This window comes from Rhodococcus rhodochrous (assembly GCF_014854695.1).
GTDB lineage: Bacteria > Actinomycetota > Actinomycetes > Mycobacteriales > Mycobacteriaceae > Rhodococcus.
In genome coordinates, this window is record NZ_CP027557.1 from 5,173,054 (window position 1) to 5,193,119 (window position 20,066).

Genomic DNA, 20,066 nt, shown 5'->3' on the forward strand with positions numbered 1-20,066 from the left:
AGTAGGGCAACCTAGTTATACATGTAAAGACCTGGCGAACCTCATGCCCGGCCGGACACTCCGTCGCCGGCCAGACGTTCGACGACATGCCGGCGCACCAGCTTTCCCGTCTCCGTGCGCGGCAGCTCGTCCCAATAGACGATGCGGTCGGGCGTCTTCGACCCGCGCAGCGTCTCCCGCACGAACGCGCGCAGCTCCTCCGCATCGACCGACTCGTCGGGGCGCAACACCACCACGGCCTCGATGCGTTGTCCCCATTCGTCGTCGGGTACCCCCACGACCGCGGTGTCGGTGACGGCGGGATGACGCAGGATCACGTCCTCGATCTCGGCCGGGGCGATGTTCTCGGCACCGCGGATGATGGTGTCGTCGCTGCGCCCACCGATGAACAGATAGCCGTCCTCGTCGACGAATCCGGTGTCACGTGTGTCGAAGAATCCGCGGTCGTCGACGAGCTTGCCGACTCCCGCGTATTCGGCCGAGACCTGTTCTCCGCGAACCCAGATGCGTCCGGGCACGCCGGCTTCGACGACGCGGTCGTCGGCGTCGCGGATCTCGAGGTCGATGCCGGGGACCGGCCGGCCCACCGATCCGAGGCGGGCGCGGATCCGCTCGTCGGTGCCGGTCATCGCCGCCCGGTGGTCGTCGGGGCCGAGGACGGTGATCGTCGAGCTGGTCTCGGTGAGTCCGTAGGCGTTGACGAAGTCGACCTGCGGCCAGGTCTCGAGGGCTCGTTCGACCACTCGGCGGGGCATCGGCGCACCACCACTGGCCAGGGAGCGCAACGTCGGCACCGAGGTGTCGGCACCGGAATCGAGGATGCGCGCGAGCATCGTGGGGACGACGAGAGCATTGGTGATGCCCTCCCCACGAACGGTGTCGAGCCATTCGGCGGCGGTGAACTGCTCGAGCACCACCGTCCGGCGACCTGCGTAGAGATTCGTGAGGACGTTCGCCACCGCGGCGATGTGATAGGGCGGGACGCTCACCAGCGCGGCGTCGGTGCCCTCGGCCGACGCGAACTCGACGGATCCGAGCACATACGACACGAGGTTGTGGTGATGCAGCAGAACACCTTTCGGCGCCGACGTGGTGCCGGAGGTGTAGATCACCACGGCGGGTGCGTCCGGGTCCGGATCGTCGGCTTCCACGACCTCCGACCGTCCGAGCCGGTCGAGCCGGTCGAGCCAGGTCGCGGGAGAGAGCACACCCGGTGCGTCGCCGGCGTCGTCCGCGATCACCAGGGCGTCGGGATGGTGGGACAGCAACGCCGCACCCTGCTCCGCGCCGAGCCGATAGTTGATCGGTACGAGCGGGACGCCCGCGCGCGCCGCAGCGAACAGGGCCACAGGGAAGGCGGGGCCGTTGACCGCGCGGTAGACGAGGGCATCGGCGCCCGCCTCGCGGATCACGGCGGCTCCGGCGACGGACAGATCGCGCAGGCGCCGGGCGGAGATGCCGCCGCCGCGGCGCCCCACCACGATGCGGTCCTCGAGCCCGTCCGCGGCCATATCGAGCAACATCGTGAGGTTCATGGAAGCCCCTGGTGCAGTTGTGATTCGGTGGTCGAGTCTCGGGTCAGTCGGAGGCCGGAAGCGGCTTCGCCGTCTTCAACGACAGCGGAACGCCGTCGACGGCGAGAGCGCCGGTGCCGGGTGTGGTGCACAGCAGTTCCACCGTGCCCTCGGCGTCGGTGTACCGCTTCCCCAGCGCGGTGGGGCCGTGATGCGCGTCGTCGATGGCCGCGCCGTCGCCGGTTCCCTTCTTTCCCGGCACCATCTCGGCGCCTCCGCAGGTGAGTGCGACCTCGTCGCCGGGCGCTCGGACGACGACCACCGCGGTGCCGTCGACGGTGCTGGCCCAGGATCGACCTACTTCGAGTTTCACGATTCCTCCGATCGAGCGGTACTGCGCTGTGGCTTCCCAAAGTAGCGTGCGTCACATAGTTTAGATAGTGCTACAAGTGAACCGACCCGTGCACGGCCGAGGAGACCTCCCATGCCCCTTCCCCTGACCGACGATCACCGCGCCGTTGCAGAGGCCGTCCGATCGTTCCTCGGCGGCCACGACGCCGGCAGCCTCGCCCGGCAGGTCACCGACGACCCGACCGCCGATACCGGAAAGCTGTGGAAGCAACTCGCCGACCTCGGATGGCTCGGCCTGCACCTTCCCGGTGAATTCGGAGGATCGGACGCCGGCCTGCCCGAGGTGGCGGTGGTGGCCGAGGAACTCGGGCGGCTCGTCGTCCCCGTCCCCTACCTCGCGAGTGTCGCCGTCTCCGCCGCGCTCGCCGCGAAGGGCAACGACGAACTGCGCTCCACCTGGCTCCCGAAGTTCGCGGACGGCTCGGTGCTCCCCGGTCTCGGCCTGTCCGGATCCCTGACGAGCGGCGACACGATCAGCGGTGACGTCGACCTCGTCGTGGGTGGTGCGGGCGCCACGCTCCTCGCCCTCGTCGCAGGTGACGACCTCGTTCTCGTCGATCCCGGCCACGCCTCGGTGTCGGTGACGCCCACCGGCGACCTCGACCCCACCTCCAAGACGGCGAAGGTCGCCCTCCGCGAGACACCCGTCCTGGCCGTCGTCCCGGGCGCCGGTCCCCACGCGAACCACGTCGCCCGCACACTGGCCGCAGCGGAAGCATCCGGCGGCGCCCGCGCGACCCTCGAGGCCGCCCTGGCCTACGCGAAGGTGCGCGAACAGTTCGGCCGCCCGATCGGTTCGTTCCAGGCGATCAAGCACCATCTCGCCGACATGCTCGCAACGAGCGAACTCGCGACCGGCGTGGCCTGGGACGCAGCACGCGCCGGGGCCGACGGTGAGCAGGCGCGACTCGCACTCGACGTCGCACGGGTCATCGCGTTCGACTCGTACATCGCCAATGCCCAGAAGAGCATCCAGATCCACGGCGGTATCGGTTTCACGTGGGAGCACGACTGCCATCTGTTCCTGCGCCGTGCCCACGCCCTGCGGGTCCTGTTCGGCGAACCGACCGCCGCGCTCGACTCGCTCGCCGAATCGGGAACCTCCGGGCTGCGCCGTCACTATGCCGTCGACCTTCCTCCCGAGGCTGAGGACCACCGCGTCGCCGCCCGCGACTTCGTCGCGAAGTACACCGCGACCGCCGAATCCGAGCGACGTGCACTGCTCGTCGACTCCGGCTACCTCATGCCGCACTGGCCGCCGCCGTTCGGCCGTGGGGCCTCCCCGGTGGAGCAGCTCGTGATCGACGAGGAGTTCACCGACGTCGAACCGCACGGTCTCGGTATCGGCGCGTGGATCCTGCTCACCCTCACCCAGCACGGCACGCCGGAGCAGATCGAACGGTGGATCCGTCCCGGTCTGCTCGGTGAGCAGGTCTGGTGCCAGTTGTTCTCCGAGCCCGGTGCCGGTTCCGACGCGGCTGCCGTGTCGACGCGCGGGATGAAGGTCGACGGCGGGTGGCGCGTCACCGGCCAGAAGGTGTGGACGTCGAACGCGCAGAATTCGACGCGCGGTCTCGCGACCATCCGCACCAACCGCGACGTGCCGAAGCACAAGGGCATCACCACGATGGTCATCGACCTCACCGCGCCTGGCGTGACCGTCCGCCCGCTGCGCGAGATCAGCGGCGACTCCGCCTTCAACGAGGTGTTCTTCGAGGACGTCTTCGTCCCGGACGAGGACGTGGTGGGTGCCGTCGACAACGGCTGGACCGTGGCCCGCGCGACGCTCGGGAACGAACGCGTCTCGATCGGCGGTGGCAAGACCGACGAGACCTATTCGGCGTTCGCGCTGCTCGACCTCGCCGCGAAGCACGCGCCCGGCGACGTCTCGGTCACGCGCCGGATCGCGTCACTGATCGCCCGCGAACAGGCTTTCGCGGTCCTCAATCTGAGGCAGGTCGTGCGGGCCGTCGCCGGTGGCGATTTCGGTCCGGAGGGCAGCGTGACGAAGATGCTCATCGCCGAACACACCCAGCACGTGGGCGAACTCGCGATGCACATCGCCGGTCCCGCAGCGTTCCTCGGGGATGAACCGGTGTGGACCCACTACTACCTGCTGGGCCGTGCGATGACGATTGCCGGCGGCACGTCGGAGATCAACCGCAACGTCATCGCCGAGCGGTTGCTGGGCCTACCTCGCGAGCACATCGCCAACTAGATCGCCGAAAGCAGCGGACCCGGCATCCTGCACCGGGTCCGCTGCTTCGTCCGTCACCCCGTCGATCCGCCCGCTCGGCTCGACCGCGCCAGCACCTCTCCCACCGCGCGGTCCCGCAGCACCTCCGGGCGGGCGATACGCGCCTCGTCGGCGACCGCGCGACGGAGCAGCAAGTGGGCGGGATGTTCCCACGTGAAGCCGATTCCGCCGTGGATCTGGATGCAACCCTCGGCGTTGGATACAGCGGACCGCAGCGCCGCCGCGGTCGCCAGGTGCACCGCCGCGGCCTCCTCGGGTTCCTGCGGTGAACGATCGGCGGCCGCCAGCACCAGTCCCCGCGCGCCCTCGGCTGCGACGAGCATGTCGGCGCAGCGATGCGAGATCGCCTGATACGAACCGATGGGACGGCCGAACTGTTCACGTTGGCCCGCCCAGTCCACCGCCATCGCCAGAGCCCGGTTCGCGACACCCACCGCATCAGCAGCGACCAGCAGTTCCGCGACACGGAAGGACGATTCGAGTGCGGCATCGGCGTCCACCCCCGATACGAGCACGGTCGCCGCGGCGTCCTCGAAGGAGACGATCCCCACGGTCCCGGTCGGATCGAGCGACGTCTGCACGGTGACGGATGCATCGGCCCGGTCGAGGGTGAGCAGGACGTGTTCGCCCGTCGCATCGTCCGTCGCGAGGACGACGAGTACCTCGGCGACGGGTGCACCCGCGACCCGTTCCACGCGGCCGGTCAGCCTGCCGTCCCGGAGGACGGGGAGATCGGCGGTGTCCCACCCACGATCTCCGACGGGCACGACGAACGCTGCAGGTGAACCACCGATGATCCGTCGCGCGTCCTCCTCGGCGCCGGCCGCGACGAGGACCTCCAATGCGATCGCGGTGGGGACGAGGGCGACCGGTCCGAGATGGAAGGCCACCTCCTCGACCGCCGCGCAGAGCATCCGCAGCGACCTGCCGTCACCACCGAGATGCTCGGGAGACGACAGACCCGGAAGACCGAATTCCACGAGCGTGGACCACAATCCGGCGTCGTGTTCGCCTGCGGAGTCGACGCCCACGAGCAGCGAGACGGTATCGACGCGGGCGGACAGGATGTCGCGCAGAGCCTCCCGTAGATTCGCCTCGTCCTCCGGTGGGGGCGTGAGGGGGCGCCCCGGCACCACGGCCGGTGCGCGGGTGCCCTCCCCCCGGTGCGAAGGCAGACCGAGAACGTTCTCTGCGATCGTATTGCGTTGGATCTCGGAGGTTCCGGCACCGATGGTCGCGGCGCGGGACATGAGATATCCGTACGTCCAGCGCCCCTTCTCCACCACACCTTCCGAACGGGTGCCGAGAACTGCGGCCGAGCCGGTCAATCGCAGCGCGAGCCGGTGCATGTGTTGCTCGAACTCGGCCTTCACCAACCGGTTGACCGACGCCACCCCACCCGGATCGCGTCCTGCGAGAACGGCATCCAGCGCGCGTGCGCTGTTCGCGGCGATCTGACGCACCCCGGTCTCGACGGTGGCGAGTTCCTGCCGGATCAGCGGATCGTGCGCATAACCGTGGCCGACGGCCAGGTGGAAGACCTTGTCGACGGTCGAGCGGTAGCGGAACTCGTCGGCGAGGAAGGCGGTGGCGCGCTCGTGTCCGAGCGAGGTCCGCATGATCGACCAGCCCTGCCCCTCCTCCCCCACCCGGTTGTCGACCGGCACCTCGACGTCGTCGAAGAAGACCTGGGCGAAGTGGTGCCCACCCGCGGCGTCGCGCAGGGGTCGCACCTCGATGCCGGGCGAGTTCATCGGAATGAGCAGGTAGGTGATGCCCGACGTGCTCCGTCCGGACGGACCGGTGCGCACGAGCGTGAAGATCCAGTCGGCGTGGTCGGCCATCGTCGTCCAGATCTTGCTGCCCGTCACCCGGTAGACGTCGCCGTCGCGGACCGCACGCGTGGACAGCGACGCGAGGTCGCTGCCGGCGCCGGGCTCGGAAAATCCTTGGCACCAGAACTCTTCCGCGCGCAGCAGCGGCTCGAGGAAACGTTTCTTCTGTTCGGCGGTGCCGTGGACGATAATCGTGGGCGCGACGATGAACGACAGCGGGCACGGATGCTTGGGTGCACCGGCATCGGTGATCGCGCGGTAGTAGTCGAGTTGATCCTCGAGCGAGAGTGCCATACCGCCGACCTCTTCGGGCCAGCCCGGCGCCGCCAGAGAATGGTCGACGAGTTCGGACTGCCACGCGATCGCGGCCTCGAACCGTGCGCGGGACGTCTCGGGACGGGAGCGCCGCCGGAAGTCGTCGAGCAGAGCGGACAGTCGGGGACGCCAGTCGCTACGAGCGTCGGACTCGAGCGTCACCGTGGGCTTGCCTTCCTCCACGTCACCTCCCGGGTGATGGTGCTGTAGGTGCCGGAACCCGACTGCGGCTCAGTCGGTTGTCGGAATCCGGCTGTTGCTCAGTCGGACTGCGCGCGGCGCTTCGCGTATCGGGCACCGATGTCCGCGCCGTCCGCGCGATAGGTGGCCGCCGCTTCGGATTCGAGGGCGAGGGCGTGCGCGAGCGACGTGCCCGCACCCTCCTTGAGCAACCGGAGCATCCGCCGGATCGCACCGGGATGCCCCCCGGCGATCCGTTGCGCGACGGCCACGCTGCGGTCCAGGAGTTCGTCGTGCGGAACAACCTCGTTCGCGAGGCCGATGCGCGCGGCGGTCGCGCCGTCGATGGGCTCCCCGGACAGGATGAACTGGATCGCGGCGGGTAGACCGATCATCCGCGGCAAGACGGCACTACCGCCCCAGCCGTTGAGCAGACCGATCTGCGCGTGGGTGTCGGCGAACTCGGCGCGTTCGGAGGCGATGATGAACGAACAGTTCACGGCGAGTTCGTAACCGCCCGTGTAGCAGGGGCCGTTGACCGCCGCGATGACCGGTTTCGAGATGCCACGGAGCACGTGTGTCGGGGTGGGCCCTTCGGCGGCGGGAGGCGGACCCGACAACGCCTCGGGCAGATCCACACCCGCACTGAAGGACGTGCCCGCACCCGTGAGGACGACGACGTTCACCTCGTCGTCGGCGTCGGCGCGCCACAGTTCCTTCTTCAGCGCCTTCCGCATGGCGCGGTTGATCGCGTTGCGGCGGTCGGGACGGTTGAGGGTGAGGATCGTGACGGCACCGTCGCGTTCGACGAGCACCGGCGCGTCGTCCTCCCGCACGTCCTCGGCGGTCTCGGCCTGTCGTGTCATCGGTTTCTCCTCAGGGGACGGGAACGGAGTCGACGACGATGTCTGCGGTCAGGGAGCGCAGCTTCGCCTCGGCCTCGGCGGCGATCCGCTGCACGAGCTCACCGGCCGGCGGGATGTCGCGGATGAGACCCTGCGACTGCCCCACCGTCCAGATGCCGGCCTCCGGGTCTCCGTCCTCGTAGACGGTGCGTCCCCGCGATCCGGCGACGAGGTCCTTGACGTCCTTGAACCGCCCGCCCTTGCCGAGAATGTCCACGACCTCCTCGCTCACCGAGTTCCGCGCGGTCCGCATGGTGTTGCGCAGTTGCCGGAAAATGAGCTGGGTGTCGAGTTCGCTCGCGTCGACGATCTGCTGCTTGATGCGTTCGTGGATGGGACTCTCCTGCGTGCACATGAAGCGGGTGCCCATGTTGATGCCGTCGGCACCGAGGGTGAGAGCGGCGGCGAGTCCGCGACCGTCGGCGAACCCACCCGACGCGATGAACGGGATGTCGAGGGCGTCGGCGCAGGCGGGGATCAGGACGAGCCCGGGGACGTCGTCCTCGCCAGGATGACCGGCCGCCTCGAAACCGTCGATACTCACCGCATCAGCGCCGATCCGCTGAGCTTTGAGGGCGTGCCGCACGCTCGTGCACTTGTGAATGATCTTGATGCCGTGCTCTTTCAGATGCTCGACATGCTTGGTCGGATCGGAGCCCGCGGTCTCGACGATCGTCACGCCGGAGTCGATGATCGCCTGCCGGTACTCGGCGTAGGGAGGCTGATTGATCGACAACGTGAGGGTGAGGTTGACGCCGAACGGCTTGTCGGTCAGTGCGCGGCACCGCTCGATCTCCGTGACCAGGTCTTCCGGGGTGGGCTGGGTCAGTGCGGTGATGATCCCGAGCCCGCCGCCTTCGGAGACGGCCGCGGCGAGTTCGGCGCGGCCGACCCACATCATGCCGCCCTGGACGATCGGGTGTTCGATTCCGAATTCCGCTGTGAACCGCGTGTTCAGCATGGATGCTCCTGTCCGAGGCCCGCCGGGCGATACATAGGTAACATAGTTCACTATGTGAGCATCAGCAATAGTCGTGGACTCGCCGCCTCGACCCACGGCGACCGGTTACCTGTGAGTACGATGAGGCCGGAACTTTCACCAAGTAGTCGAAGTGATCTCGGAGCAGGAGGCCGTTCCCGTGACCGACGAAGTGTTGGCGACCGGATTCGACGCGCGTTCGGGAGTCGGATTCGACACTCGCGCGGGCGGTGGCCGGGCCATTCGCACCCCCAAGACCGCAGAACTCGTCGCCCGGAAGCTCCGCCGCATGATCGTCGACGGTGAGCTGAAGGACGGCGACCACCTGCCCCACGAGGCGTCGCTCATGGAGCACTTCTCGGTGAGCCGGCCGACGTTGCGCGAGGCGGTTCGCGTCCTCGAGGCCGAACGGCTCGTCGAGGTGCGACGCGGTTCGCGCTCGGGCGCACGGATCTGCGTGCCGGGCCCCGAGGTGGTAGCGCGACCGGCGTCCCTGCTGCTCGAACTCGCCGGCGCGACCGTCGCGGATGTCTACGTCGCACGTGAGGCCGTCGAGCCCGCCGCTGCGCGACTGCTCGCGGAGAACGGCAGCGAAGAGGCCTTCGACGAACTCGAACGTCTGGTGGACGAGACGATTCCGTCGTCCTTCGCCGACGGCACCTTCGGCCAGGCCGCGGCGATGTTCCATCTGCGGATGGTCCAGCTCGCCGGCAACTCGTCACTGTCGCTCATCGCGGGCATGCTGCACGAGATCTACGAGCGGCACACCATGAACGTCACGCGCGAGAGCATGCAGCGCGACGCGGAGAAGTACGAGGACCACTACAAGGTGTTCGTCCGCTCGCAGCGCAAGCTCATCCGGCTGCTGCGCGCCCGGGACGGCGAAGGCGCCTTCACGCACTGGCAGAAGCACATGGCCGCCGCGCGCGAACTCGTCGTCGGCGGACGCGAGGACGTCGAGGTGCGCGACATCCTCGACTGACCGGACCCGTTGCCGCCGTTCAGTTCTCGATCTGCATGGCGACGGCCCGCACCGGTGCGCCGTCGATGCCGGCGAACGGGATCGGCAACAGCGAGACGAGCGGATCCGGGAAGTCGACCGCTTCGAGGTTACGCAGGTTCTCGCAGATGATCGCGCCCGCGTCGGCGAGCACGTGGTGCGCCGCGAGCGTCTCGTCGGCCGTGGGATCCACGCTCGGCGCGTCGATTCCGATTGCGCGGACGCCGCGGTCGAGCAACCACCGGCAGGCCTCGACGCTCAGGGCCGGGTGCTCGAAATAGCGTTCGGTGCCGAAATACTGCGACCAGCCGGTGAGGACGAGCGCGATATCGCCGGAGCCGATCGCGGGCTCACCCCACATATCGGGGGTGACGAGCGCACCGGCGTCGACGCGGGCGCGCACGTCGAGCACCACCCCGCGTCCGACGAAGTTCTCCGGTGGCACCGCATCGATCGCGGCGCCACCGCTGCGCACGTGTCGCGGCGCGTCGACGTGGGTGCCGGTCTGCGATCCCATGTCGATGCGCATCAGGTCGAAACCGTCGGCCTCGACGGTGGCGTGCGGCGTGAAGGTCGGTGCCGGATCTCCGGGATAGACCTGGATGTCCGGGGAGACGACGTGGGTCAGGTCGACGATCCGCCGTACACGCATGACATCACTCCTGTTCGGGTCAGCCGAAATCGACCTGCCGATGCGCATTCGCGAGCGCGGTGACCACACCGGTGCCGAACGCCCCGAGGCGGTCGAACAACACCGCCGTCCCGACCGCGATGCCCTCGCTGCTGATGTGGTTGTCGGCCTCGATACCGACCTCCGGCCCCTCCGGCAGGCGGGACAGCGCCAGGGTGACATCGGAATTGATGTAGCCGACACCCTTGTCCGACCAGTTGGTCACGAACGACGTGCCCTCACCGACGGTCGCGGTGTTGACGAACGGCGACAGTTCCTCACCGACGATGATCGGCAGCTGCCGCGACCACAGCCGCTTGCGATCGGAGTTCTGGTGCTCCGACCGCACCCGCGTCCACCCCGGACCGTCACTGCCGTACCAGGACGAGTACTCGAGCGGTCCGGGCTGCGTCTCCAGGGAACCGGGAGGGGGCGTCGGGGACTCGCCACGCAGCCATACCGATCCGGGCGGCGGGGCCGACTTGCGGAGGAAGGTGAGCGTCGCGCGCGCCGACACCTCGCCACCCTGCATCAGGTTCGCGTCCGCGACGCGGATGCGGTTGCCGTCGCGAACCCGGGTGGTGATGAAGGTGATCGGCTCGTTGCGGACCGGCCTGAAGAGATCGAGCGTGAACCGGGACGGGACGAAACCCTCGACGGCATGGTGGATCTCGAGCTCGCGTGCGACCAGACCGCTCACACACGGCCCGTTGAGCATCGTGTCCGACCACGGGCTGGTCGCGTACTTCGTGGGCAGGTAGACACCGTCGTCCTCGGTGAAGTAACCGCGGTTCTTGCGCTCGTGCATTCGGGAATTCTCCCAGCACCGGCCGCGGCGCGCTCATCGGGATGCCCCAAGATGGGATCGTGCACGTACACGAACCCGATGTTCCGGCCGCCCGTACCCGCCTGATCGTCGACGTCGACACCGGCATCGACGACGCTCTCGCCCTGCTCTATCTCGTCGCGAGTCCGGAAGCCGAGATCGTCGCCGCCCTGTGCACGGCGGGGAACGTGCCGGTGGACCAGGTCACCGCCAACACGCTGTCGTGGCTCGAGGTGTGCGGCCGGTCCGATATCGAAGTGGCTGCCGGATCGCAGGTTCCGCTGGTCGCGCCGCTGATGACCACCGAGGACACCCACGGTCCACAGGGGATCGGGTACGCAGAGCTTCCCGCTGCGTCGCGATCGCGGTCGTCGCGATCGGCCGCGCAGGCGTGGGTCGATCTCACCCGCGAGCACCCGGGAGAGCTCACCGGGCTCGTCACCGGTCCGCTCACCAACCTCGCCCTCGCCCTGCGCATCGATCCGGAACTGCCGTCGCGGTTGCGTCGCCTCGTGATCATGGGTGGGTGTTTCCACCATCCCGGTAATACGACGCCGACCTCGGAATGGAACGTCGCGGTGGATCCGGAGGCCGCCAAGGTCGTGTTCGACGCGTTCTCGATCGCGCCTCCGGACCGGCGGCCGATCGTGTGCCCGCTCGATGTCACGGAGTCGATCGAGATGCATCCCGAGCATGTCGCGCGGATCGGGGACGTCGTCGGTGTGCCCCGCTCCGGGGAACTCTCCCCGGATGCTCCGCGCGGTACGCGGTCGACGGCCGATGTCCCTCTCGTCCGCCACATCTCCGATGCACTGCGGTTCTACATGGAATTTCATCGTGACCAGGGCCTGGGCTTCCTCGCGCACGTGCACGACCCGTTCGCCGCGGCGGTCACGCTGGGCACGGTTCCCTACACCTCCCGGCCCGCGACGGTCGACGTCGAGCTCGACGGACGGCTCACCCGGGGCACGACGGTCGCCGATCTGTCCGGTATGTGGCAAAGGACGCCGAACGCGGATATCGTGGCGGGCACCCGTCCGGCAGAGTTCTTCGATCATTTCGTCGAGCGGGTGGGATCGTACATTCGCGACTTGAACCTACCCCCGAGTAAGAACTAGCGTCGACAGCGCACAGTTCGGGGACAAGGAGATAAACGTGGCACAGAAAGTGCGCGTCCAATATTTCGACGATATCGACGGCCAACCGATCATGGACGGCCTGGCGCAGTCGTTCCGCATCACGGTCGACGACGACGAGTACGAAATCGACCTGCGGCCGGCGAACGCAGACAAGTTCCTGGCGGTACTCCGCCCGTGGCTGCACGAGAAGGCACCTGAGAAGCCCGCATCGAGCACCCGCACCATCACGCCGAAGCAGACGGTGACAAAGGCCCGCACACGGACGGCGGGGACCCACAAGGTGATTCCGCCCACCCGGTCGCCGGAGCAACTGGCCGCGATCCGACACTGGGCCCGTAACAAGGGCTACGACGTCAGCTCGCGCGGCCGGATCCCGCGGCACATCCTCGAGCGGTTCGAAGCCGCTCACTCCTGAGCATCACCCCGCCGCCTTCCGCGGCGGGCCATGAACGCCACCGACGACCGGTGCCGCCTCGTCACGCGACGAGATGGTGCCGGTCGTCGCGTCGGATGGTCACCGCAGCGACGATCACGCCCACGACCACGCCGATGACGGTGTCGGCGACCCGGTTGGCGGCGAGACCCGGACCCGCGTGCTGCCCGAGGCCGGTGAGCAGCAACGCCATCGTCGTCACCCCGACCGAGGCGAGCCCGTAGTTCCGGGTCACCGTGAGTTCGGTGAGCGTCTGGAACAGCACGGCGGCCGCGACCACCGGCCAGTAGCCCAGGTCGAGCGCGAGCAGCACGGCAGCGATCAGTGCGCCGCCGACATTGCCGATCAGACGCTGGATGCCGCGCTGAACGGTGTTGCGGTAGTTCAATCCCTGCAGCGCCGCCATGGCACCCATCGCAGCCCACAGCGGATGGTCGAGCCCGATCAGTGCTGCGAACGACGCGGCGAGCAACGACGCCACGAAGATCCGGGCCGCTCCGATCAGCACGAGACGGTCGAGCAGACGACTGCATCCTTCGCGGACGAAGCCGGGCGGCGTCGGCAGCACCGGCCGACCCTCGGCATCGACACGCGGAATCTCGATGTCGCGCCGCGCCTTCCGAAGTTCCTTCTCGAACCGGGCGAAGTCGTCGCGGCGTGCGCGGGAGGTGTCGTGCGATCTGCTGTCGAGAACCGTCTCGGCCGCGTCGAGCAGGGCGACCAGTTCGTGGACATGGGCGTCCGAACGTCGCGGGGTGTTCAGTGCGACGGTCTCGCGCGCCTTCCGGATGCTCTGTCTCGCGGCGGGAACGGCGTCCGCACCGCGGATTTCGACGGCGGAGACCGCCGCGAGGGCGCGCGCGACCGCGAGGCGAGCGGGCGTATGGGGATGGGAGAGCGCGGGCAGCATCGCGATGACATATCCGAGCAGCGCACCGATGGTCGCCGCGACGGTGACCAGGCCCGCGTCACCCCATCCGTCGGAGAAACCGGCGGCGCCGGCGGCGGCGAAGATGAGGATCACCGGGCCGGGGCCCATGAGCGAGAAGGCCGTGAACACCCAGTACGCGACGGCCGAGCCCACCGAGAGCGCGACGATCTGCACCCACAGTGGGGCGCCCATCGCGCCGAGTGCAGCCCCGAAGGCGGTGTAACCGGCGATGCCGAGACCTACCCACGGAAGGCGCACCGCGAGACGCGGATACGGCTCGTATCGCAGGAAGGCACTGGTGAGTGCGCCGAGAGCGGCGAAGCCGGCGACCTGTCCGTAACCGAGCAGACCGCCGCCGACGAGAGCGAGCATCGTCGCGAATCCCACGCGCAGCGCCACGGCCACGGTCGGGTCGCCACGCCGCACTTCGAGGGCGTCCTTCCACGCGCTCGTCGAGAGCGGATGCGCGAGCGCTCCCCGGGTGTGACGGAGCTGGGGACGGTCGTCGAGTCGGCGGTCGAGCATCCGTCCACCGTATTACTTTACTAATAAAATATCTATGAAATTGTTCGTCCGATACCGTTAGACTTGCCACATGCCCTCCGAGACACCCCAGCCCGATTACGTCGATCGCGTACGTCTCGGATGGACCGCTCACTACCCCGACCTCGACCTCCGCCCCATCGACGTGATCGGCCGCATCACCCGCATCGGCTCGCTCGCGCTCACCTACTTCGATCGGGAACTCGAAGCGAGCGGCATCAGCCGCAGCGAATTCGAGGTCCTCAGCGCGCTCGCCCGCAGCGACCATCCGTTACGCGCCAGCGAGGTCACCTCGATCACGGGCATCTCCGGCGCGTCGACCACGAAGCACACCGAGCGACTCGCCAAACTCGGTCTCGTCGAACGCAAACGACTCGAACGCGACGGCCGCGTCGTGCTGCTCACCCTCACCGACGACGGGCGCGCACTCGTCGAGAAGGAATTCCCGCGACGCCTGGCGCGCGAGCGGCAGATGCTCGACGGGCTCGACGACGACGAGGTGCAGGTCCTGTCCGATCTGTTGCGCAAGGTCGTCCGCAACGTCGAGAACCACTATCCGGCCTGACCCCCGGAAGAGCTCAGGGCATCTCCTGCGTCTCGGCCCGTTCGATCTCGCTCACGGCGCGACGCAGATACGCTTCGGGAGCCACGCGGCGCGCAGCGACGAGATCGGCGACGACGAGCAGGCCCGCGGCCAGATACTGCTCGGGGCGGATCCTCGGGCGTTCGGCGTCGGGATCGGACACGCCGAGCGCACCCGTGAGCACGGCGACGACGGCCTCGGGTTCGAGCGACGGCAACCATCGCAGACCGGAGCGGACGGAGCGTTCGAGCACGGCCTGCACGTCCTCACCGGCGAGGCCGTCGGGATGCAGTTCCTCGAGCAACTCCCGGACCATGCCCGCGTGCACGGCCGTGACCTGCTCGTAGGGCAGGTCGACGAGCACCGCAACCGCCTCGTCGAAGGGCTCGGCCGACTCGCTGCGGGCAGCGGCGAGCGCATCGGCGGTGGCCGTCGCGATCTCGCGCGGCGTTCTCGGCCAGTGGTCGGGCCACACAGCGATCTCCTGTCCTTCCTCCGGACGCCCGGGTCACAGGCGTTCCTGCAACGCGAGCGCGTCGTGCGGTGCACAGCCTTTCATGTCGTTGTCGAAGTACACGTAGACGTCCCTGCCGTCGCCGAGCCACCGGCGGATCCGCTCGGCCCACACGTCGAGGACCTCGGGGGTGTACCCGCTCGCGTACAACTCCTTGTCGCCGTGCATCCGCACGTAGACGAAATCGCTCGTGACGTCGGTGAGGAACGGGAACCTGCCGGCCGTGTCGGCGACGACGAGCCCGATATCGTGCGCGCGCAGCAACTCCACGGCCTCCGGGCTCGCGAGGTCGGGGTGCCGCACCTCGACGGCGTGCCGCAGCGGACGCTCGGCATCCACCTCCACCCACACCCGGTCGTCGGCGAGTTTGTCGGTGTGCCGGCGGGCGAGTTCGCCGGCGGCCGTCGTCGTGCGGGGCAACCGGTCGAAGAAGTCCGCGAACCTGTCCTCCTCGAAACCGAGGGTCGGCGGGAGCTGCCACAGCACCGGACCGAGTTTCGGGCCGAGCGCGAGTACGCCGGAGGCGAAGAAATTGGCGAGGGCGTCGTCGACACCCGCGAGCCGCTTCATGTGGGTGACGAACCGCCCGCCCTTGACGGCATAGACGAAGTCGTCGGGTGCGGCGTCCCGCCACGCGAGATAACTGCTCGGGCGCTGCAGCGAGTAGAACGAGCCGTTGATCTCGATCGACCCGAACCGCTGGGCGGCGTATTCGAGTTCCCGGCGCTGGACGAGTCCTTCCGGATAGAAGTCTCCGCGCCAGCCCGGATAGCGCCATCCCGATATCCCGATCCTCGCCCCGGCCACGTTTCCGAGCGTAACCTCGGCTTCGATTCGGCACGCGAAGCAGCACAACCGCGCTTATCCTCGGGGCTACAAGATCACATCACACGCCAGGAGCCGTCATGTCCACGAGCTCGGTTTCTTCCAACGATCCGTTCCGATCACTGCTGAAGCAGATCTGGTGGGTGGTGCTGCTGCGCGGCATCCTCGCGGTCCTCTTCGGTGTCGTCGCGCTCGTCTGGCCCGGCATCACCGTGTGGGCGCTGGTGGTCGTCTTCGCGGCCTACGCGATCATCGACGGCATCGTGCTGGTCGTTCAATCGATCCGCGACAAGCCCGAGGGCTGGGGTTGGTGGCTCGCCATGGGCGTCGTCTCCGTCCTCGCCGGTCTCGTCGCGCTGTTCTGGCCCGGCATCACCGCACTCGCACTGCTGTACGTGATCGCGTTCTACGCCATCCTGTTCGGCATCACCGGCATCGTCGGTGGTGTCCGCTTCCGGAAGGTCCCCGAGTCCGGATGGGTGTGGTCGGTGCTCGCGGGCGTCGTCGCCGTCCTGTTCGGCATCGTGCTGCTGATCTTCCCCGGCGAGGGCATCCTGAGCCTGATCGTCCTGCTCGGCATCTACGCGATCCTGTTCGGCGTGCTGCTCGTCATCCTGGCGTTCCAGGCACGCAGCGCGGCGAAGAAGGCCGGCGTCATCTGACAGCCGGCCTTCTCCCCGATCGATCTCAGGCGTTGCGCAGACGACCCCACGCGTGCCAGCGGTCGATCTCGATCCACGCGTTGACGCGCTTGCCGTCGCGCGCGTGGTACGGCTTGCCCGTGTAGTGGCGAGCGATCCGATCGATGTCCTCCAGGGACGGATCGTCGGCGAGTTCGACGACCCGCCCCTGGAGGCTCACGTGCGTGACCCAGTCCTGCGGATCCATCGCCGACAGGCTCACCCGCGGATCGTTCCGCAGGTATTCGAGGCGCTTGCGGGTCGAATCCATGTTGACGAGGATGCGGCCGTCCTCGAAGACGTACCAGGTCGGAACGGACACCGGATGACCGTCCGGGCGCAGTGAGCTGATCGTGGCGTAATTGGGCTGGGCGAGGAATTCGGCGACGGCCTCGGGTACGGGTCGTTTCGGCACGGCACTCCCTTTCGATGCGGCGGACAGGGTCTCGATATCGAGCCTAGGCCGCGATTCCCGGCGAAACCGTCCCCGGTGACGCGGGATGGACCGACCATGGAGGTCGGGATCCTCGAAAGGAGACGATCATGCCGCGATATCTCTGGCAGGTGAACTACACCGCGGACGGCGCACGCGGGCTGCTCACGGACGGTGGTACGTCCCGACGCGACGCCATCGTCCGGATGGTCGAAAGTGTGGGCGGGACGGTCGATTCGGTGCACTTCGCGCTCGGTGGTCACGATCTGTACGTGCTCGGCGAGGTGCCCGACGAGATCGCGGCCGCGACACTCGAGCTCCGCACGATCGCCTCCGGTGCCGCGCGCTCCACGCCGATCGCCCTGCTCACCCCCGAACAGGTCGACGAGGCCGCGCGCCGCGACGCGAGTTACCGGACGCCGGGGAGCTCGGGCAACTGACCGCTCGCCTCCCGCGACGAGCTGCTGGGTATCGTCTGCTCATCCTGTTGCTTTCTCGAAGAAAGTGAATTCGTGATGAGTGTGCGCCCGGCCCAGCGCAGCGACCGCCGCCCGGCCCGGATCCACCCGGCATGGTGGGTCGCCGCGGTGGCCTTCCTCGCGTTGTTCGGCGCCGCAGGCTTCCGGGCGGCACCCGGCGCGCTCATGGTGCCGCTGCACGACGAGTTCGGCTGGTCGACGAGCGTCATGTCGCTCGCGGTGAGCATCAACCTCGTCCTGTTCGGACTCGTCGCACCGTTCGCCGCCGCCCTGATGGACCGGTTCGGCATGCGCCGGGTGATCTCGTCGGCGTTGTTCCTGGTGGCGCTCGGTGCTGCCGGCAGTGTCGCCATGACCGCCTCGTGGCAGTTGCTCGTGTTCTGGGGACTGCTCATCGGTACCGGCACGGGGTCGATGGCCCTGGTCCTGGCGGCGACCATCGCCGACCGATGGTTCGTCGAGCGTCGCGGGCTGGTGATGGGCATCCTCACTGCGGGTTCCGCGACCGGCCAACTGGTGATCCTGCCTCCCGTCGCCGCGCTCGCGGAGAACGTCGGGTGGCGGCAGGCATCGCTCGTGATCGCCGCGGCGGCGATTGTCGTCGTCCCGCTGGTGTGGGCGGTGATCCGCGATCATCCCGACGAGCGCGGTGTCCTGCCCTACGGTGCCGACCCCGAGACCTACCTGGCGCCGACGCGAGCGACCGGCGGTGCCGTCACCCGCGCTCTCGAAGGGCTGGCCTTCGCGGTGCGTCACCGGGCGTTCTGGGCGCTGGCGATCGCCTTCGCCATCTGCGGGGCCACCACCAACGGACTCGTCGGCATCCACTTCATCCCGTCGGCCCACGACCACGGCATGCCCACGACCACCGCAGCGAGCCTCATGGCCGCCGTGGGGATCTTCGACATCGTCGGCACCATCGCCTCCGGATGGCTGACCGACAAGTTCGACCCCCGCAAGCTGCTGGCCTTCTACTACACCTTCCGCGGCGTGGGTCTGCTCCTGCTGCCCTGGCTGTTGCAGGAGTCCGTGCACCCCAGCATGATCCTGTTCGTCGTGGTCTACGGTCTGGACTGGGTCGCCACCGTGCCGCCGACCGCGATGCTGTGCCGCCGGATCTTCGGCGACCGCGGAACCATCGTGTTCGGCTGGGTGTTCGCCTCCCACCAGATCGGTGCCGCGGCGGCCGCTTTCGGAGCCGGGGTCATCCGCGACAGCCTCGGAACCTACACCTACGCGTGGTGGGCCGGAGCGACCCTGTGCGCGGTCGCCGCCTCGCTGTCGATCCTCACCAGAGGCAGTGTCGCCGTGAAATGTCGCAATTGAACGAATCGGCTGTTTCCGCCTGCGCGGAGCTGTCACACTTTCGGCATGCTGATCGGACGAAAGGCTCCGGCGCTGATCTGTGCCGTCGGAATCCTGTGCGCCTGTTCGCCATCGGGTGACGATCCGACCGCCCAGGCACAGCCGACGAACAGCGCCGGGACCGACGCGATCGTGCAGATCGTCGACGAAGCCATGGCCGACCGGCACCTGCGCGCCGTCCTCGTGCGGGTCTCGCAAGGCGGCGAGGAGATCGTCACCCGTGCCTTCGGAGAGTCGATGACGGGTGTTCCGGCGACCACCGACATGCACTTCCGCAACGGTGCCGTCGCCATCTCGTACGTCGCGACCGTGCTGCTGCAACTCGTCGACGAGGGCGTGGTGGGTCTCGACGACAGGGTGTCGCAGTGGCTGCCCGATCTCGCGCACGCCGACCGCGTCACCCTCGGTCAGCTGGCGCAGATGACGTCGGGTTATCCGGATTACGTGCTCGGCAACGACGAGTTCGCCGACGCGAGCTACGCGGATCCGTTCCGCGCGTGGACCCCGGACGAACTCCTCGCGTACGCGACGTCGAAACCGTTGCTCTACGAGCCCGGCACCAACTGGAACTACGCCCACACCAACTACGTGATCCTGGGCTCGGCGCTCGAGGAGATCACCGGCCGGCCGATGGACGAACTCGTTCGGGAACGAGTGCTCGAACCCCTGGGATTGGACGGCACCGCGGCCTCGCAGACGGCCGCGATGCCCGACCCGGTACTGCACGCCTTCTCCTCCGAACGGCGCGAGTTCCTGGGTGTTCCCGCGGGCACCCCCTTCTACGAAGAGAGCACCTTCTGGAACCCGTCGTGGACCATCACCTCCGGAGCCGTGCAGACCAGCACCATCTTCGACCTGCACGACACCGCCGTGGCGATCGGCACCGGTGAACTACTGTCGGAAGAGTCGTATGCGGCCATGGTCTCGACCGATCTGCGCGGTCGCACCCATGCGCAGCCCGACTGTTCGACCTGCTTCGAGCAGTCGGAGGCGTACACCTACGGGCTCGGTGTGGTGATCACCGGGGACTGGCTGATGCAGAACCCGATGTTCGGTGGTTACTCCGCCGTCGAGGCGTATCTGCCCGAGCAGGAGGTGGCGATCGCACTCGCCGTGACCTACGAACCGGAGGCCTTCGACGACACCGGCGGATACGTGAACGAGGCAGACGCCCTGTTCCGCAGGATCGCGGCGGAGGTCGCCCCCGATCACGCACCGCCGACGCACGAGCGCCCGGCCGGCAACTGAG

Annotated in this window: 20 protein-coding genes; 9 read left to right on the forward strand and 11 right to left on the reverse strand. The window is 68.3% G+C overall.

The genetic code is table 11. The features are described 5' to 3' along the window. Window positions 1-41 precede the first annotated feature (41 nt). Together C6Y44_RS23630 and C6Y44_RS23635 are read right to left on the reverse strand one after the other, a co-directional pair. Window positions 42-1,535, reverse strand: a complete 1,494-nt coding sequence (locus C6Y44_RS23630) for a class I adenylate-forming enzyme family protein (protein ID WP_159417253.1) — start codon at window positions 1,533-1,535, stop codon at window positions 42-44. Window positions 1,536-1,578: 43 nt separating this feature from the next. Next, window positions 1,579-1,887: a hypothetical protein gene (locus C6Y44_RS23635; protein ID WP_016695637.1), complete on the reverse strand. Its 309-nt coding sequence runs from the start codon at window positions 1,885-1,887 to the stop codon at window positions 1,579-1,581. A gap of 111 nt (window positions 1,888-1,998) precedes the next feature. On the opposite strand from C6Y44_RS23635, the gene C6Y44_RS23640 reads away from it, so the two are divergent. After that, entirely contained in the window at window positions 1,999-4,143 is a 2,145-nt protein-coding gene (locus C6Y44_RS23640) for an acyl-CoA dehydrogenase (protein WP_159417252.1), read from the forward strand. A 53-nt stretch (window positions 4,144-4,196) separates the two neighbouring features. Here C6Y44_RS23640 and C6Y44_RS23645 read toward each other — a convergent pair whose 3' ends face one another. The 3 genes from C6Y44_RS23645 to C6Y44_RS23655 all read right to left on the reverse strand — a co-directional run bounded on the left by C6Y44_RS23645 (window position 4,197) and on the right by C6Y44_RS23655 (window position 8,378). After that, window positions 4,197-6,515, reverse strand: coding sequence for an acyl-CoA dehydrogenase family protein (locus C6Y44_RS23645; protein WP_159417251.1), 2,319 nt, complete (start codon window positions 6,513-6,515; stop codon window positions 4,197-4,199). Between the two features lie 77 nt (window positions 6,516-6,592). Next, window positions 6,593-7,378 carry an enoyl-CoA hydratase-related protein gene (locus C6Y44_RS23650; protein WP_016692608.1) on the reverse strand — a complete coding sequence of 262 codons (786 nt, stop codon included), beginning with the start codon at window positions 7,376-7,378 and terminating at the stop codon, window positions 6,593-6,595. 10 nt (window positions 7,379-7,388) lie between these two features. After that, window positions 7,389-8,378, reverse strand: a complete 990-nt coding sequence (locus C6Y44_RS23655; RefSeq protein WP_016692607.1) for an NAD(P)H-dependent flavin oxidoreductase — start codon at window positions 8,376-8,378, stop codon at window positions 7,389-7,391. A gap of 178 nt (window positions 8,379-8,556) precedes the next feature. Here C6Y44_RS23655 and C6Y44_RS23660 point away from each other — a divergent pair, with 178 nt between their 5' ends. Further along, window positions 8,557-9,378 (forward strand): FadR/GntR family transcriptional regulator, encoded by an 822-nt coding sequence (locus C6Y44_RS23660; protein ID WP_100226116.1) that lies wholly within the window; start codon window positions 8,557-8,559, stop codon window positions 9,376-9,378. 19 nt (window positions 9,379-9,397) lie between these two features. On the opposite strand, the gene C6Y44_RS23665 is transcribed toward C6Y44_RS23660, so the two are convergent. Both C6Y44_RS23665 and C6Y44_RS23670 read right to left on the reverse strand, forming a co-directional pair. Then, the gene (locus C6Y44_RS23665) at window positions 9,398-10,048 is read right to left on the reverse strand and encodes a cyclase family protein (protein ID WP_120280766.1); all 651 of its coding nucleotides are present in this window, start codon (window positions 10,046-10,048) and stop codon (window positions 9,398-9,400) included. 19 nt (window positions 10,049-10,067) lie between these two features. Beyond that, on the reverse strand, window positions 10,068-10,874 hold the full coding sequence (locus C6Y44_RS23670) for an acyl-CoA thioesterase domain-containing protein (RefSeq protein WP_016692604.1): 807 nt from the start codon (window positions 10,872-10,874) through the stop codon (window positions 10,068-10,070). Window positions 10,875-10,915: 41 nt separating this feature from the next. Here C6Y44_RS23670 and C6Y44_RS23675 point away from each other — a divergent pair, with 41 nt between their 5' ends. Together C6Y44_RS23675 and C6Y44_RS23680 are read left to right on the forward strand one after the other, a co-directional pair. After that, the gene (locus C6Y44_RS23675; protein ID WP_225623671.1) at window positions 10,916-12,010 is read left to right on the forward strand and encodes a nucleoside hydrolase; all 1,095 of its coding nucleotides are present in this window, start codon (window positions 10,916-10,918) and stop codon (window positions 12,008-12,010) included. Window positions 12,011-12,047: 37 nt separating this feature from the next. Next, the gene (locus tag C6Y44_RS23680) at window positions 12,048-12,446 is read left to right on the forward strand and encodes a histone-like nucleoid-structuring protein Lsr2 (protein ID WP_016692602.1); all 399 of its coding nucleotides are present in this window, start codon (window positions 12,048-12,050) and stop codon (window positions 12,444-12,446) included. Window positions 12,447-12,507: 61 nt separating this feature from the next. Here the strand turns inward: C6Y44_RS23680 and C6Y44_RS23685 are convergent, their stop codons facing one another. Further along, window positions 12,508-13,920 carry an FUSC family protein gene (locus C6Y44_RS23685; RefSeq protein WP_159417249.1) on the reverse strand — a complete coding sequence of 471 codons (1,413 nt, stop codon included), beginning with the start codon at window positions 13,918-13,920 and terminating at the stop codon, window positions 12,508-12,510. Window positions 13,921-13,990: 70 nt separating this feature from the next. Between C6Y44_RS23685 and C6Y44_RS23690 the strand changes: the two genes are divergently transcribed. Further along, window positions 13,991-14,503, forward strand: coding sequence for a MarR family winged helix-turn-helix transcriptional regulator (locus C6Y44_RS23690; protein WP_016692600.1), 513 nt, complete (start codon window positions 13,991-13,993; stop codon window positions 14,501-14,503). A 13-nt stretch (window positions 14,504-14,516) separates the two neighbouring features. Here the strand turns inward: C6Y44_RS23690 and C6Y44_RS23695 are convergent, their stop codons facing one another. Both C6Y44_RS23695 and C6Y44_RS23700 read right to left on the reverse strand, forming a co-directional pair. Continuing rightward, window positions 14,517-14,996 (reverse strand): hypothetical protein, encoded by a 480-nt coding sequence (locus tag C6Y44_RS23695; protein WP_016692599.1) that lies wholly within the window; start codon window positions 14,994-14,996, stop codon window positions 14,517-14,519. A 33-nt stretch (window positions 14,997-15,029) separates the two neighbouring features. After that, window positions 15,030-15,842 (reverse strand): DUF72 domain-containing protein, encoded by an 813-nt coding sequence (locus C6Y44_RS23700; protein ID WP_120280769.1) that lies wholly within the window; start codon window positions 15,840-15,842, stop codon window positions 15,030-15,032. A gap of 98 nt (window positions 15,843-15,940) precedes the next feature. Between C6Y44_RS23700 and C6Y44_RS23705 the strand changes: the two genes are divergently transcribed. Further along, on the forward strand, window positions 15,941-16,522 hold the full coding sequence (locus tag C6Y44_RS23705) for an HdeD family acid-resistance protein (protein ID WP_016692597.1): 582 nt from the start codon (window positions 15,941-15,943) through the stop codon (window positions 16,520-16,522). A 25-nt stretch (window positions 16,523-16,547) separates the two neighbouring features. Here C6Y44_RS23705 and C6Y44_RS23710 read toward each other — a convergent pair whose 3' ends face one another. Further along, on the reverse strand, window positions 16,548-16,955 hold the full coding sequence (locus C6Y44_RS23710) for a TIGR03618 family F420-dependent PPOX class oxidoreductase (RefSeq protein ID WP_016692596.1): 408 nt from the start codon (window positions 16,953-16,955) through the stop codon (window positions 16,548-16,550). Between the two features lie 128 nt (window positions 16,956-17,083). Between C6Y44_RS23710 and C6Y44_RS23715 the strand changes: the two genes are divergently transcribed. The 3 genes from C6Y44_RS23715 (at window position 17,084) to C6Y44_RS23725 (ending at window position 20,065) form a co-directional block, all read left to right on the forward strand. Further along, on the forward strand, window positions 17,084-17,413 hold the full coding sequence (locus C6Y44_RS23715) for a GYD domain-containing protein (protein WP_120280770.1): 330 nt from the start codon (window positions 17,084-17,086) through the stop codon (window positions 17,411-17,413). A 75-nt stretch (window positions 17,414-17,488) separates the two neighbouring features. Continuing rightward, window positions 17,489-18,778: an MFS transporter gene (locus C6Y44_RS23720; protein ID WP_016692594.1), complete on the forward strand. Its 1,290-nt coding sequence runs from the start codon at window positions 17,489-17,491 to the stop codon at window positions 18,776-18,778. 45 nt (window positions 18,779-18,823) lie between these two features. After that, window positions 18,824-20,065 carry a serine hydrolase domain-containing protein gene (locus C6Y44_RS23725; protein ID WP_016692593.1) on the forward strand — a complete coding sequence of 414 codons (1,242 nt, stop codon included), beginning with the start codon at window positions 18,824-18,826 and terminating at the stop codon, window positions 20,063-20,065. Window position 20,066: the final 1 nt, after the last annotated feature.

Bases quoted from the DNA above. Each gene is read 5' to 3' on its own strand.
- C6Y44_RS23630 (WP_159417253.1), bottom strand. From the start codon at position 1,535: ATGAACCTCACGATGTTGCTCGATATGGCCGCGGACGGGCTCGAGGAC.
- C6Y44_RS23640 (WP_159417252.1), top strand. From the start codon at position 1,999: ATGCCCCTTCCCCTGACCGACGATCACCGCGCCGTTGCAGAGGCCGTC.
- C6Y44_RS23650 (WP_016692608.1), bottom strand. From the start codon at position 7,378: ATGACACGACAGGCCGAGACCGCCGAGGACGTGCGGGAGGACGACGCG.
- C6Y44_RS23655 (WP_016692607.1), bottom strand. From the start codon at position 8,378: ATGCTGAACACGCGGTTCACAGCGGAATTCGGAATCGAACACCCGATC.
- C6Y44_RS23665 (WP_120280766.1), bottom strand. From the start codon at position 10,048: ATGCGTGTACGGCGGATCGTCGACCTGACCCACGTCGTCTCCCCGGAC.
- C6Y44_RS23670 (WP_016692604.1), bottom strand. From the start codon at position 10,874: ATGCACGAGCGCAAGAACCGCGGTTACTTCACCGAGGACGACGGTGTC.
- C6Y44_RS23675 (WP_225623671.1), top strand. From the start codon at position 10,916: ATGCCCCAAGATGGGATCGTGCACGTACACGAACCCGATGTTCCGGCC.
- C6Y44_RS23685 (WP_159417249.1), bottom strand. From the start codon at position 13,920: ATGCTCGACCGCCGACTCGACGACCGTCCCCAGCTCCGTCACACCCGG.
- C6Y44_RS23690 (WP_016692600.1), top strand. From the start codon at position 13,991: ATGCCCTCCGAGACACCCCAGCCCGATTACGTCGATCGCGTACGTCTC.
- C6Y44_RS23705 (WP_016692597.1), top strand. From the start codon at position 15,941: ATGTCCACGAGCTCGGTTTCTTCCAACGATCCGTTCCGATCACTGCTG.
- C6Y44_RS23715 (WP_120280770.1), top strand. From the start codon at position 17,084: ATGCCGCGATATCTCTGGCAGGTGAACTACACCGCGGACGGCGCACGC.
- C6Y44_RS23720 (WP_016692594.1), top strand. From the start codon at position 17,489: ATGAGTGTGCGCCCGGCCCAGCGCAGCGACCGCCGCCCGGCCCGGATC.
- C6Y44_RS23725 (WP_016692593.1), top strand. From the start codon at position 18,824: ATGCTGATCGGACGAAAGGCTCCGGCGCTGATCTGTGCCGTCGGAATC.